The following is a 13,420-nucleotide window of genomic DNA, read 5'->3' on the forward strand; positions in this document are numbered from 1 at the left end:
TAAAAATCCAGAGACTGCCTCAAGATGAGACAGCCTCCAGAAAACCCAAACAAAGAAAGAACAACAGGGTCAGAATCCGGGATTCTGCACCAGCTTACTGTTCCTGTTCATTTCATCGCGATGGATCGGCAGGAAATACATCTTGTCGAGCCACAGGCGATTTTCAATTCCAGGATCGATATCGAACACTTCATACTTGTACAGGTAGCTCGTTGGATCATATTTGTAGAGCTTCACATCCTTGCCCGGCAACAGCGTGGCGGTAATGTTGATCCTTCGCGCTTTTTTACCCAACGTTTCCGATGCGATCATCCACCGTCGTGCATCGTGATAACGTTGCTCTTCATACACCATCTCCACGCGACGTTCATTCCTGTAACGTTGCCGCAGGGCATCACCGGCATCCACAACGGCGGGCATACCTGCACGGAACCGGATCTTGTTCAGCCATGTTCTGGCTTCGTTTTCCTGCCCCAGCTCTATCGAAGCTTCCACATAGTTGAGCACTGCTTCTGTGTAACGGAACACCGGCCACGGAATTTGCTGCCAGGTGTTCTGGTCTACCACAGCAGGATTGGGATCGATGAACTTACGGGTATAGTAACCTGTACGTGTCCCGTTCCAGTCTTCAACAGAGCTTTGACGGGTGTCGAGGCCGAAATAAGCGCGTTTGGCTCCGGTGTTGTCGATTATTTCGTATTGCCCGGTCTGGATCTGGTTTGCCGGATCTTTAGCGGCAACGTCGGCGGGGCGCGGTTTCCAGGTGGCGCCATCGTAAAGAATGGTGGCAGCGAGGCGCGGATCCCTGTTGTTGTAAGGTGCTGCTGCCTGTGCCGGGTTGTTCCAGTCGAACCGGGTTCCATCCATCATCTCATAATCATCCACAAGGTTCTGGATCGGCGCATTACCTGCCCAGTTGTGATAACCATTCGGGCCATTGAACAATCCCTGCCTTCCGCCATTCTCCGGTTTGGAGTTAATGAAATAACGCGCGAAGATGAGCTCATTCTCACCGCTGTTCCGCGCCAGCGAAATGTTCATGTAATTGTTTGTTCCCTCCGCCGGGGTTGCCGGAGCTGCGAGGCCGAGCGCATAGCCGAAACCAGGCAGGTCTAAAACAGCTTTCGCAGCAGCCTGCGCTTTCTGCCACCGCTCCATACGCGTGCCGGAAGTGTAACCCAGCAATGCGGCATTGCCAGCACTGGCGAAGTCTGCCAGCAGTGTTGATTTGGCTGTAGCAGTAGGCACATCGTGGAGATCGCTTGCAGCATATAACAGGATGCGCGACTTGAGCGCCAGCGCGGCGGCTTTTGTGGCACGGCCACTCACCATGGTTCTTCCTTCGAGCAACGCAGCCGCAGCATCGGCATCGGCCACAATGAAGTTAACACACTCTTCAAAGGTGTTCCGCGCAATGGAATAGTCAGGCTGATCGAGCTCATAAGAGGTGCTCACCAGCGGAACAGCACCGTAATAGCGCACCAGCTGATGATAGAAATATGCCCTCATAAAAAGCGCTTCACCTTTCAGGCGGGCCACCAGTGCTTCATCGTTGAATTGTGGTGTCTCCAGGTTTTTGAGCGCGAGGTTGCAGGCACGGATGCGCGCATACATGTTTCCCCAGGCGATGGTGTTATTGATCCATCCCGGATCGGCTGGATTGGAACGCGATTCGGTGATGGTATTGATGCCCCTGCCCGGGTGTGTAAAGATCGCTTCATCTGTCAGCGACGCCAGCATCTGCTCATCGAAGCCACCGTTGCCGAGACCGCCATAGATCTCTGTAACAAATGCATCGGCAAGGCCCGGGTCTCTCCATACTTCTTCACTCAGCACTTCCGTAAGCGGCTTGGTATTGACAAAGTCGTCGTTACAACCGGAAACGGTGAACAAAGCGATGATAACACTGAATGATATTACTTTTATCTTATTCATATTCTTCATGGCTTGGTTGTTAAAATGTTACACTTACGCCTGCATTGATCACCCTGGCCTGCGGATAATACTGGCCTGAAGGGTTGGCATTCTCAGGATCGTAGAGATCAAGCTTATCGAAAGTGAGCAGGTTCAGTGCGTTGGCATAAATCCTGAGGCTGCTCACGCCGGCCCGCTTGAGAAGCACCGCCGGGATACTGTAACCCAGCTCGATGTTCTTGAGACGGATGTAGTCTGTGTCCCTCAGCCAGTACGTGTTGTTACTTGAGAAATACTGGTTGCCACGGTCAGCGATCCGGGGATGGGTGCTGCTGGGTTTTTCCACCGTCCAGCGATTGACATACATATCTTCAAGATAATTGCCAATGCTTCCCATTTCACCCACGCCGATGTATACCTGCGCCCCTGCTGCGCCCTGGAACAGAATGCTCAGGTCGAAGTTCTTATAAGTGGCGCCGATATTAAGACCGCCCTGGAAAGTGGGAACATTGTTCTTGTCGTTCCGTACCCTGTCGTCAGGGTTGATCACTCCATCCTTGTTGTAGTCCTTGTACTTCATGTCACCAGGACGAAGTGTATTGGTGATGGCGGAGTAATCGAGCGTGTTGGCATCGATTTCTGACTGGTCTTTGAAAACACCGTCATAGATGTAAGCCTGATACGTGTACATGGGTCTGCCCGTGGTTCTTTGCCACTCCGGTGCGCCGGGAGCTTCGTCCCAGAAGAGTATTTTGTTTTTAGAAAATCCTCCGTTGACGCTGACATTCAGGGCCAGGTCTCCCACCTGTGCATGATAACCCACCAGGAAATCAACACCCCTGTTGGCGAGCTCTCCGAGGTTCTGCGGTGGCAGGGTCATACCCGTGGTCTGTGGAATGGAACCGAACTTGGGCCACAGGATATTGGTGCGCTTGTTGTAAAAATAATCCAGCTCGAAGTTGAATTTTCCCTGCATCAGCTGGCCTTCAAGACCCACGTTGAAGTTATTGGCCACCTCCCAGGTAATGGAAGTATTCGGCACGCGGGCTTCATACAACGTAAGCACTTCCTGTCCGCCGACGATGTAACTGCGGAATCCATTGGTGGAGAGGTACTGATACTCCATCAAAGGTTCATCGCTATCGATCACACCGTTGGCATTCCTGTCGTAAAAGATCTGGTCGTTACCCATCTGTCCATAAGAAGCGCGCAGCTTCAGGTAGTTCACGACGCCGATGTTATTCTTGAAGAAGTCTTCTTCGGAGATCTGCCATCCGGCCATAATACCGGGAAAGAAACCGTACCGTGTATTTTCGGGGAACATGTACGATCCGTCGTAACGCCAGAGAAATTCTGCGAGGTATTTTTCCTTGAAGTTATAAGCCACACGACCGAAGTAGTTCAGGCGGGCACGTTCCCATGCGCCACCGGTAGCATTTTTCTCAGGGTTACCACCGCCTGCGATCTCATCGATGGCATCGGAGATGAAGAACCTTCGGTATGCGCCGAAGCTGGAGTTCTCAATGGTTTCGCGGTTGGTACCGGCGAGGAAGGTGAGCGCATGATCGCCGAATTTGCGTTCATAGGTGAGCAAGCCACCGAGCAGGATGTTTAGCTGATCTTCATTGCCTTGTGTGAGGCGAGGCTCCGAAGGGCCACGCTTGCCACGCACCAGCGCGGGCGTAACACCGTCAGCTTCGTAAGATGTTTTGTCCCACGTATAGAGGTACCAGGGCGTTTCCCATTTTTTAGTTTGTTTGATGTATTTGTCCACGGAAGCAGTGCCCGTGAATTTCAAACCTTTCACCCCGGGAATGGAGATCTCGATGGAGCCGTTCGACTGCAGGTAATACCGTGTGTCTTTGTCATAACCTGTTTCGTTGGTAGTGATCACCACCGGGTTCTCACCGTTCTCGATGTCAGGTCCAGGCATTCCGTTGGGCCAGTAAGCAGGTTGTGTCGGGATGCCCCGCATCTGCATGCGGAAGATGGCGCCGGCACTGCGCGTAGGGAAGAAACGGTTCTCCTGGCGCGCCAGCACACCGATGCTCGTCTTGATGTACTGATTGATATTTCCATCGAGGTTGATGCGCAGATCGTACTGCTTGTACCCGGTGGCCGAGTTCTTGTAATAAGCATCCTGGTTGCGATAGGAGAGTGACGACAGGTATTTGAAGTTGTCGCTGCCACCGTTGAGCTGAAGGTTGTGTACAGACTGTGGTGACCATGTTTTTAGCGTAGCCCCATACCAGTCGGTGTTGGGATGTCCCCAGGGGTCGGACCCGTCACGGAATTTCTGAAAATCGTCGGGCTTGTAAGGTGCCGCTACCACCGATCCATTGGGACGGGTGTAACTTCCCGTTGCTTTGAATGCCTGCGTTGCCGCAGACCACTCGTTTACCGGAAGGTTGAATACTTCCAGCTCATTGCGCATCTCTCCATACTGCACGGCGTTGGCCAGCTTGGGAATGCGTGTCGGCTGCGCCCATCCCTGGTTGTAAGAATACGTGAGCTCCGGTTTGCCCGACTTGCCACGTTTGGTGGTAACGAGTATAACACCGTTTGCCGCGCGCGCACCGTAGATCGCTGCAGAAGCATCTTTCAAAACTGAGATGGTCTCGATGTCGGCGGGGTTCAACCTTGCGATGCCACCCGGACGTGCCGGTAGACCATCGATCACGATCAGCGCTTCGGTGCTTCCCAGTGAATTGGAGCCACGGATCCTGATGCCGGAGCCGTCATAACCAGGCTCACCACTGCGGTTCACAGCAATCACACCCGGCATCCGTCCGGCAATGGAGTTGGTGAGGTTCACCGCCGGCGATTTCACCAGCTCGGTTCCTTTCACCATGGCTACTGCACCTGTAACGGTTTCTTTCTTCTGTTCACCGTAACCTACTACAACCACTTCTGCCAGAGTCTTGGTGTCGGGCGGAAGGGTTACATCGATGGTGGATTGATTGTTCACCGGCATTTCCTGTGTGGTGTAGCCGATGAAAGAGAATACGAGAATGGAGCTCTGACCACTCACCAGCAGGTTGTATTTTCCGTCGGTGTCGGTAGCGGTTCCATTGGTGGTTCCTTTTTCGATCACGTTTACACCCGGTATGGGGTTGCCGGCTTCATCAGCAACTCTTCCGCTTACCTGAACTCCCTGGAACACGGCCGGCGGCGGAGTGTCATCTTCTTCTTCGATAAACACAGGTGTTTCTTTCAGCACGATCTGTTTTCCGATCACTTCATAACGAACAGATTCATCAAACAGCTGTGATAAGACATCGCCCAGCCGGAGCTCGCGGGCATTGAGGTTTACGTTCGCGATGTTCTTTAGTACCCTGGGGCGATACGTGAAGTTAACACCGGCGCTCCGCTCGAGCACGAGCAGAACATCCTTCACCTTCGCATTCTCCACCTTCAATGTGATCTTGCGTTCAAGAACCCCCTGCCCGCTCGAATCCAAGGCATATCCAAACACCAGGGTACAGGAGGTAATCAACATTTGAATCAGCGTGATTTTCATAATAAATAGCAGTGTCCTGCTATTAGGTTTAGGTTTAATCTTCATAAATTGATAATGTTTTTGTTTTGACAAAACGGACAAAAACTTGGTGCTGTCCCGGGTTTCCCGGGGCACGCATGACGGGCCGATGATGGTACCAGCATCATTGGCCCTTTTAGTTGGGTTTTGATTGATTGGGTATGGTTATGTCATAGGCAAAAATGGTTTGGGTTAATTGGGTTTATCATTTTACAAACAGCCGTGACTCCTGATGGTAATGCCAGCGTCTGTTTCAACATATTCAGCTCCGATAGCCCTGCAGATGATCTCGATGCGCTCGTAAAAACCTTCGTCAGACATCGACGTTGTGAGCGTGCAGTTCTTCAGCTGCGACTCATCAAAAGTTATATCAACACCATAGTTCTCTTCCAGCACCGCAAAGATCTTCGACACAGGCACGCCATCGTATTGCATCTCAAACAGCGTAGGTTCAGGCAATATGATCTCCGGCATTTCAACCACCTGCTTGCGAACCTGGTCTTTCTGGCGATTGTAAACCACCTGGTAATTGGGCGTGAGGATCACCTCGGGCTGGGTCTGCTTCACATCACCTTTGCCTTCAGCATCGTCCATGTTTGTGTATACCGATACCTTGCCCGTCTTCACCGCCACGGTAACTTCCTGATCATTGGCATACGCCCTGATGTTAAAACTTGTGCCCAGAACTTTTGTGACCACTTCGTTGGAATAGACCAGAAACGGGCGCGTTGCATCTTTCTGCACCTGGAAAAAAGCTTCACCCGAAAGATATACCTCGCGTTTATCGCCACTGAAGTTCTCGGAAAAACGCAGCTCGCTGCCGGGCTTCAGGGTAACGATGCTTTCGTCAGGCAGGCGCACCTCACGGGGTGTGTCTCCGGTGTTGGCTTCAAAAGAAAGAGAATGGTTTTGTGCCACCCAGCGGTCTGCCGGCGTAGCTTGCTGTGATGTGCTCTTTTTTCCGGAGGTGAGGTAGAGGCCGACGGCAGCAACGGCCAGCACTAAAAATGTTGCGGCGGCACCTACCACGTAGAAGAAAAGACTGCGCTTTGGGGGAGACTGGGGCCGGATCTTAGACCAGAGCCTGGCTTCCATTTCGGGTGAGACCGTTTCTTTCTGCCACTGACCTTTTGCGCCGATGTTCTCATACCACTCCAGGATGATCTTTTCTTCTGCAGCGTCACATTCACCTTTGGAATATTTGTCTAGAAGTTTTTTGAATTCTTGGGGTTCCATACCCAGAAGACACACAACTCCGGAGCATCCCTAAAGGGAGCAAAGGGATTTTTGCTGGATTTTTGAAATAAAGTAAGGTCCCTCAGAAAAAAAACGGCAGAAACAGCACCATGAAGTCTTTCAGGTGCACGCGAAGCTTGCGCAGCGACTGGGTAAGGTGATATTCGATGGCTTTTTCAGAGAGGTGCAGCAGGTCAGCGATCTCGGCATTTGAGCGGCCTTCGATGCGGCTCAGTTTGAACACCTTACGGGATTTTTCGGGCAGCCGGTTCACGGCCTCTTCTACAGCGTTGTTGAGATCGCCGAACTCAACTTCTTCGTGGGTCACATTCCGGTATTCCGGGATGAAGGTTTTATAATACGTCCAGTATTTCTCATGCGTGATCCTGTTCCTCACCAAGTTAATGACATGATTTCGCACGGCCGTGTTAAGATAAAATGTGAGGTTGGTGATGAGCAGTGTTTCGCGTTTCTCCCAAAGTGAAGAAAAGATGTGCTGAATGATCTCTTCCGCTTCGTCGTGCGACTGAACTTTTGTTTTTGCAAGGACATATAACCGGTGCCAGTGGAGCCGGAAAATTCGTTCAAAAGCTTCTGCATCTCCCTGACGCAGCTTCTCCAGTAACATCTGTTCGTTATGATCGGCCTGGTGTTGCATGTTGTACTGCTATCACAATTTAAAAGAATTTTACCACAATCGTTTGCGCATTTTTCAAAAAATTTGAAATGATGATGACGCAGGGCAGCACAGTGGCAGATGCCTGAGTGAATTAAGTGTGAAAACAACTTTTATTCCGGTGAATAACTTTTACAGCCGTTGAAACAGTCCACGGCCCACGGTCGACAATCGATAGTAGCGCACCATGATTCTACAAATTGCACTTCGACCCACGTGCCTCGTGCTTTCCGCGAGTAGGCAATAAGCAAAGCACAGTCAGGTAAATTAGGTATCAGCACCACCCGGCCGTGGACTGTCGACTGTGGTCTGTGGACTCATATTACAATTCAAGTCTGAGCTGATCGGAATCATCATCAGTTCTCACCCGGAGGCCTTCGAAGTTGGAAAGTGAAACGCCGAGGAGGCGGATCTTGCTGTCAACGGGGTCGGTGGCTTCCAGCAACTGCTTCGCGGTAGCGATGATCGTTTCCAGATCACCCACTGGCTGTGCGAAAGACTGGCTGCGCGTTACGATCCTGAAATCATGATATTTGATCTTCAGTGTTACGGTGCGGCCTTTCAATCCGTAACGTTCGAGACGTTCATGAAGAATTGTTGCGATGCGCTCGATCTGGTCATGCATTTCTTCCAGCGCAACGAGGTCGTAGGGAAAAGTATCTTCGGCGCCCACGGATTTCGTTTCACGGTTGGGCTGCACTTCGCGGTCATCGATGCCCCGCACGATCTTATAAAAGAAACGGCCCGTTTTACCGAAGTGTTTTATCAATTCCGCCACCGTGAGCTTCTTCAGGTCGGCACCGGTATGCAGTCCCATCTTTTTCATCTTCTCGGCCGTTACCTTGCCTACGCCGTGAAATTTCTCCACGGGCAGGCGCTCCATAAAACGTTCGATGCGCGAGGGCCCGATAAAGGTGAGGCCATCGGGTTTGTTCATGTCTGACGCGATCTTTGCCACAAACTTGTTTACGGATACGCCTGCCGAAGCTGTGAGCTGCAGCTCATCGCGGATAGCCTGGCGGATAAGCTTGGCGATCTCGATGGCCGATCCGATGTTCTGTTTGTCTTCCGTGACATCGAGGTATGCTTCATCCAGCGAAAGCGGCTCGATCAGGTCTGTGTAACGTTGAAAGATCTCCCTGATCTTACGGGAGACCTCTTTGTAAACATCGAAGCGCGGCCTTACAAAGATCAGGTCGGCACAAAGCTGCTGCGCTTTTTTTGATGGCATGGCAGAGCGCACGCCGAATTTGCGGGCCTCATAACTCGCCGTTGCCACCACACCACCCCTACCGTCGGGCGATCCACCTACAGCGATGGGCTTGCCGCGATACTGCGGGTGATCACGCTGTTCGATGGAAGCATAAAAGGCATCCATGTCGATATGGATGATCTTCCTTCTGCGCATAACGGTTTCGTCATGTGATTTCACACAAGATGCCAGCTGATTTCGATGTTACCTGCAACCGTTCCTCCTTTGATTCGCTTAAGATCTGTTTCTCAGAATGTTTTGCACCAGCAAAAGAAGCCCGATGGCAAAGCAAAGCCCCCCAACCATACCAATGGTGGCTATAATCGAGATGTACGATTCGTACCATGCTGAACCGTATGTCTCGAACAGCCAGGGCAGTGCAACCGAATAAAAGACAGAAGATATCAATCCGATAGTGGCCCCGATCAGCAGCAGCACTGCTTCGGTTGTAGAACGTTTGGCGGCATACATCGCTACGGCGATCACGACAATGATCTGGGGAATGGTTCCTAAAATTCCGATAAGTCTCATTGGACAGGGTAGTAAGAATTTATAATTTTCTCCAGCTACAAAACTGGCAACACAAATGTAACTAATGTGTACTATTGATGTGGCGTTTTTCTACAAGTAGATCGTCTTCGTCGATCGTTTCAGGACAGGGGTTTTGATGCTACTTATTTACAAACTAACTTGAGCTATGATCAAACCAGTTTCACCTGTGAGAAAAATTGTTGGTCTGCTTGCCTGCTTCACCATGGCCGCGGCGCTATTATCGTCATGCCAGAAATCGGGATCACCTCAGGAGTCCAGGGCTTCGCTTTCAACGCTGAATACGCTGACGGAGGAGGAAGAAAAAGCAGGATGGAAGCTGTTGTTCAACGGCGAAACGCTTGACGGATGGAAACGCTACAACCACGATAGCATCGGCCCGTTGTGGACTGTTCAGGATGGTATGATCGTGTACAATGGCGAAGGGCTTGTCGAAGGCATAGGTAAGACCGGTAGCGGCTCATTGATCACCATACAACAGTTCGGTAACTTTGAGCTTACGGCAGACTGGAAGGTCTCACCCGGCGCCAATAGCGGCATCCTCTATCATGTGATGGAAAAACCCGAATACGAGTTCGACCATGTTACCGGCCCCGAGTACCAGGTGCTTGACGACGTGGGTTTTAAAGGTCACTCGCTCGGAGATACACAGAAAGCCGGCAGCAACTATGGTATGTATGGCGCGCCCTATGGCAAAAGGCTCCTGCCTGCAGGTGAATGGAACACGGCCCGCATCATTTACAATAACGGTCACGTTGAGCACTGGCTTAATGGTGAGAAGACTGTAGAATTCGACGAGAACAGCGAAGACTTCAAAGAACGCCTCAGCAACAGCCAATGGTCAGAATACCCGGACTGGAACAAGTTCAAAACCGGCTCCATCTCGCTGCAGAATCATAAAGCCCCGGTCTATTTTAGGAATATAAAAATCAAAGAACTGTAAAAGTTGCCGGCTAGCCAGTTGCCGGTTACCGGTTTGTTCGGCGTTCATTAAACCATACCGCCCTTCGTGGTCAAGATTTAAATAACACAGGAAAGATTCATGTACCTCCCTGAACTGGCCATCCGGCAACCGGCAACTGGCAACTACCTCAAGTGTGGTTCAATCGCTTCGATCCAGATCGCATAACCCTTTTCGTTCATGTGCAGGTTATCGTTCAGGAATAATTCTTTGCGCGGTGCACCCTGGGCATCGAGCATGGCGTTGTAGATGTTGACGTAAGAAGCCTTGCGTTGCTTCTTCAGAAAATCACTGATCAATGCATTGGCTTTCTCCATTTTAGGCATCAGCGACTGGCGCCGCGGACTGGGTTTCATGGAAACATAAACGATGTTTGCCCTGCGTCTTTCCTTCCGGATGAGCGTGAACAACTCCTCGAACCGTTTGGCTACTGCTTCCGGGGATAGTGTTGTGTCTAAAGCGAAGTCGTTTTCACCGCAGTAGATCACCACCTGTTTGGGTTTGTAAGGAATGATGATGTCATCGGCATACCGTATCACATGGGGCAGGCTCGAGCCGCCGAATCCGCGATTGATCACTTTGTGACCGGGGAAATCGTGCTGCAGGTCCTTCCAGAAGGCAAAAGACGAACTGCCGGTAAACACAATCGCCTTTTTGGGAGGGAAGCTGATGCTATCCTGGCGTTTAAAAGCTTGTATTTCTCTCCAGAACGGAGGTTCCTGTGCGCGCAGGGTGAGTGCGGTGAGCACAAAGAACAGGATCAAAAACTTTTTCATCAATGAGGATTTGTTTCGCTAAGCCGTAAAAATCACGAGCCATCGCAATATGATCACTTTTTACTATTTTTGTGACGTGAAAACCACAATTTCCACATATCGCCTCATCGCCGGAATAATGGTGGCCTGATTGCGGGCTGAGTTCATTTTTTCAGTCTGCAATTGATCCCGCTTTCTTAATTCCATTTATCGTCTTACAAAGTCGATCGTAATGTCCATTTCCAATGCCAGGGACTGGCGATCGCGCTAATTTTATTTCAACCATGATATCATTAACAGATTTCGGCTGGAGCGATTTCCATCTACAATATTTCACGCATTCAAATCACGGCCTGCCTGCGGGCAGGGTGATCTCCGTCAAGGGATTCAAATACATGCTCATCACAGAGACCGGCGAGCTAGAAACAGAACTATCCGGAAAGCTCCTGTATGCCACGTCACCTGAAGATCTGCCGAAGGTGGGCGACTGGGTATTTTTTATGAAGTACGATGACGCGGGCTATATCATCGATGTGTTTCCAAGAGTGAACGTGTTATCGAGAAAAAGCGCCGGCAACAAAACAGAACGGCAGGTGCTGGCTGTCAACATAGACTTTGCGCTGATCGTGCAGGGCCTTGACCGCGATTTTAACCTGATGCGGCTCGAACGATACCTTGTACAACTTGCGGCCTGTGGTATTGCGCCGATCGTGATCCTTAACAAAGCAGACCTGATCAGCGACGAGGAGGAATACAGGCTTGCCATAGCACGGCTCATGCGCGATTGCAGCGTGCATTTCTGCAGCACGTACACGGGGTTCGGCATAGATGCGCTGAATCACCAGATCCTCGAAGCGCACAAGACCTACATTCTCATCGGGTCTTCGGGTGTTGGTAAAAGCTCACTGCTCAATGCGCTGATGAATACCAATGTTCAGCAAACCAACAGCACGAGCGATTGGTCCAGCAAAGGCAAACATACCACCACACGTCGCGATCTCTTCAGGTTACCTAACGGCAGCCTGATGATTGACACACCGGGCATGCGTGAATTCGGACTCACGGGCGATGAAGCACACAGCACCGATGACTTGTTTCCGGCCATCCAACGGTTTTCTTCATCGTGCCGTTTTTCAGATTGCACACACATGAGCGAACCGGGATGTGCCGTAACAGAAGCGGTAGCCTCCGGCAATCTCGACGCACAGGTCTATGAAAGTTATCTGAAGCTCATCCGGGAGCAAAGGCGTTTCACCATCAACGCCGAAGACAAAAAGCGAATGGAGAAACAATTCGGCAGGATAACGCGTGAGGCGAAGACGCATAGAAAGCGATATAAGTATTAGTCGCGATAACAGGAACAATTATAACAACATATGCAGGAGATGGAAGTCACCGCTGTCTCTTGCATTTTTTTTTAAGCATTTACCGCATCGAAACTTTGATCACGAAATATCACCAGATGATCATTTTATCATTTAAAAAATGATTAGATTTCTAATGGTACTAATTTCGATGAATCCGAAAAATGCATACTGAATAAAAATACAAACCAGAAAACCACTGCCAGCAAATTTAAAATCATCTCTCGAAGCCTATTTCAGTCCTTCAGCAGACCTCAGAAGTGTTCTGGATGAAACTATCTTTAAATGTAGTTATGATCTTATGCCACGGATAGTCTATGCTTATAGTTCATACGACAAAATATTCATTGTCTTCAATAATGATTCCAATACGCTCGGCATCCATGTTGAACATTCAGATTACAAAAGTCGTGTAGATCTACTGACGAAAGGGGTTAATGATACTTTCCATCAATTTCAAAGATTCTTAAAGACAATTGATATGTCACTTCTGTCAGCGGAACTATCTATGCACGCTGAAGGCTGTAATCTTATTGAGGGAGCTTATATAACCAGGGGAAATAAATTTATCGAGTTGTTGAAAGCGGATGTTTTCCTGAAAATTTATATACCTTTGGTAGCACTGATTGTGAGCTATTGGATGGATCACGATGTTAAAAAAGCCTTTGTTAATGCGCTGATCTCGGTGGGTGCAACTTTTGTGTGGCTGATCTGGCAAATTCTTACTTTTAAAAAGGGGTTGAAATTCAAGCACAATATAGTTTTATGAGATTAAGACCAAACTACATAAAGCAACTGAAGGAAGAGTTACCCAAATTATTAGGTGATGATTACAGCATTTCGGTTGATACTAATAATTATTTGGTGCACCCTGACCTTGTTGACCTTGTTGTTGAGAATAAAAAAACAGCTCAAAGAACGGTGATTGACCTGCATGGAGCAGTACCAGAAAGCGACTTGCCGATTGCCACCATTCCAATCATGCGCAAATGGAAACAGTCCCTGAACCAGCAATACAATAATTTCATCATGCTAACTTTGTGCAATGTTCCGGACCTTGTGAGAGAGTTTTTGACTAAAGACAATATCACCATCGTAAAAATAGACAAGCGTAAAAATTACCTTAAAGAATTAAAAGGGCTCTTAACAAGCTAGGCCCAATAGATGTTGTCTAT

11 protein-coding genes are annotated in these 13,420 nt (G+C 49.6%); 4 read left to right on the forward strand and 7 right to left on the reverse strand.

Annotated features, from left to right (window positions below):
- Window positions 1-69 precede the first annotated feature (69 nt).
- From KK083_RS09890 to KK083_RS09915, 6 genes are all read right to left on the reverse strand, one after another.
- The gene (locus tag KK083_RS09890) at window positions 70-1,935 is read right to left on the reverse strand and encodes a RagB/SusD family nutrient uptake outer membrane protein (RefSeq protein WP_254163249.1); all 1,866 of its coding nucleotides are present in this window, start codon (window positions 1,933-1,935) and stop codon (window positions 70-72) included.
- Between the two features lie 19 nt (window positions 1,936-1,954).
- Window positions 1,955-5,413: a SusC/RagA family TonB-linked outer membrane protein gene (locus KK083_RS09895; RefSeq protein ID WP_254162988.1), complete on the reverse strand. Its 3,459-nt coding sequence runs from the start codon at window positions 5,411-5,413 to the stop codon at window positions 1,955-1,957.
- A gap of 249 nt (window positions 5,414-5,662) precedes the next feature.
- Window positions 5,663-6,688, reverse strand: a complete 1,026-nt coding sequence (locus tag KK083_RS09900) for a FecR family protein (RefSeq protein WP_254162990.1) — start codon at window positions 6,686-6,688, stop codon at window positions 5,663-5,665.
- An 82-nt stretch (window positions 6,689-6,770) separates the two neighbouring features.
- Entirely contained in the window at window positions 6,771-7,346 is a 576-nt protein-coding gene (locus tag KK083_RS09905) for an RNA polymerase sigma-70 factor (protein WP_254162992.1), read from the reverse strand.
- A gap of 340 nt (window positions 7,347-7,686) precedes the next feature.
- Window positions 7,687-8,772 carry a DNA polymerase IV gene (dinB, locus tag KK083_RS09910; RefSeq protein ID WP_254162994.1) on the reverse strand — a complete coding sequence of 362 codons (1,086 nt, stop codon included), beginning with the start codon at window positions 8,770-8,772 and terminating at the stop codon, window positions 7,687-7,689.
- A 78-nt stretch (window positions 8,773-8,850) separates the two neighbouring features.
- Window positions 8,851-9,147, reverse strand: coding sequence for a hypothetical protein (locus tag KK083_RS09915; RefSeq protein ID WP_254162996.1), 297 nt, complete (start codon window positions 9,145-9,147; stop codon window positions 8,851-8,853).
- Between the two features lie 166 nt (window positions 9,148-9,313).
- Here KK083_RS09915 and KK083_RS09920 point away from each other — a divergent pair, with 166 nt between their 5' ends.
- On the forward strand, window positions 9,314-10,108 hold the full coding sequence (locus KK083_RS09920; RefSeq protein ID WP_254162998.1) for a 3-keto-disaccharide hydrolase: 795 nt from the start codon (window positions 9,314-9,316) through the stop codon (window positions 10,106-10,108).
- A gap of 143 nt (window positions 10,109-10,251) precedes the next feature.
- Here KK083_RS09920 and KK083_RS09925 read toward each other — a convergent pair whose 3' ends face one another.
- Window positions 10,252-10,902 carry a GDSL-type esterase/lipase family protein gene (locus KK083_RS09925; RefSeq protein WP_254163000.1) on the reverse strand — a complete coding sequence of 217 codons (651 nt, stop codon included), beginning with the start codon at window positions 10,900-10,902 and terminating at the stop codon, window positions 10,252-10,254.
- 263 nt (window positions 10,903-11,165) lie between these two features.
- On the opposite strand from KK083_RS09925, the gene rsgA reads away from it, so the two are divergent.
- The 3 genes from rsgA to KK083_RS09940 all read left to right on the forward strand — a co-directional run bounded on the left by rsgA (window position 11,166) and on the right by KK083_RS09940 (window position 13,400).
- The gene (rsgA, locus tag KK083_RS09930; protein ID WP_254163002.1) at window positions 11,166-12,227 is read left to right on the forward strand and encodes a ribosome small subunit-dependent GTPase A; all 1,062 of its coding nucleotides are present in this window, start codon (window positions 11,166-11,168) and stop codon (window positions 12,225-12,227) included.
- 319 nt (window positions 12,228-12,546) lie between these two features.
- Window positions 12,547-13,014, forward strand: coding sequence for a hypothetical protein (locus tag KK083_RS09935; RefSeq protein ID WP_254163004.1), 468 nt, complete (start codon window positions 12,547-12,549; stop codon window positions 13,012-13,014).
- Window positions 13,011-13,400, forward strand: a complete 390-nt coding sequence (locus KK083_RS09940; protein ID WP_254163005.1) for a hypothetical protein — start codon at window positions 13,011-13,013, stop codon at window positions 13,398-13,400. The genes KK083_RS09935 and KK083_RS09940 overlap by 4 nt, the downstream gene beginning before the upstream one ends.
- Window positions 13,401-13,420: the final 20 nt, after the last annotated feature.

Source organism: Chryseosolibacter histidinae, assembly GCF_018598225.1.
Lineage (GTDB): Bacteria > Bacteroidota > Bacteroidia > Cytophagales > Cyclobacteriaceae > Chryseosolibacter > Chryseosolibacter histidini.

Excerpts from the sequence above, each read along its gene's own strand:
- KK083_RS09890 (WP_254163249.1), bottom strand. The coding sequence starts at position 1,935 with ATGAATAAGATAAAAGTAATATCATTCAGTGTTATCATCGCTTTGTTC.
- KK083_RS09940 (WP_254163005.1), top strand. The coding sequence starts at position 13,011 with ATGAGATTAAGACCAAACTACATAAAGCAACTGAAGGAAGAGTTACCC.
- KK083_RS09895 (WP_254162988.1), bottom strand. The coding sequence starts at position 5,413 with ATGTTGATTACCTCCTGTACCCTGGTGTTTGGATATGCCTTGGATTCG.
- KK083_RS09905 (WP_254162992.1), bottom strand. The coding sequence starts at position 7,346 with ATGCAACACCAGGCCGATCATAACGAACAGATGTTACTGGAGAAGCTG.
- rsgA (WP_254163002.1), top strand. The coding sequence starts at position 11,166 with ATGATATCATTAACAGATTTCGGCTGGAGCGATTTCCATCTACAATAT.
- KK083_RS09925 (WP_254163000.1), bottom strand. The coding sequence starts at position 10,902 with ATGAAAAAGTTTTTGATCCTGTTCTTTGTGCTCACCGCACTCACCCTG.
- KK083_RS09900 (WP_254162990.1), bottom strand. The coding sequence starts at position 6,688 with ATGGAACCCCAAGAATTCAAAAAACTTCTAGACAAATATTCCAAAGGT.
- KK083_RS09915 (WP_254162996.1), bottom strand. The coding sequence starts at position 9,147 with ATGAGACTTATCGGAATTTTAGGAACCATTCCCCAGATCATTGTCGTG.
- dinB (WP_254162994.1), bottom strand. The coding sequence starts at position 8,772 with ATGCGCAGAAGGAAGATCATCCATATCGACATGGATGCCTTTTATGCT.
- KK083_RS09935 (WP_254163004.1), top strand. The coding sequence starts at position 12,547 with ATGCCACGGATAGTCTATGCTTATAGTTCATACGACAAAATATTCATT.
- KK083_RS09920 (WP_254162998.1), top strand. The coding sequence starts at position 9,314 with ATGATCAAACCAGTTTCACCTGTGAGAAAAATTGTTGGTCTGCTTGCC.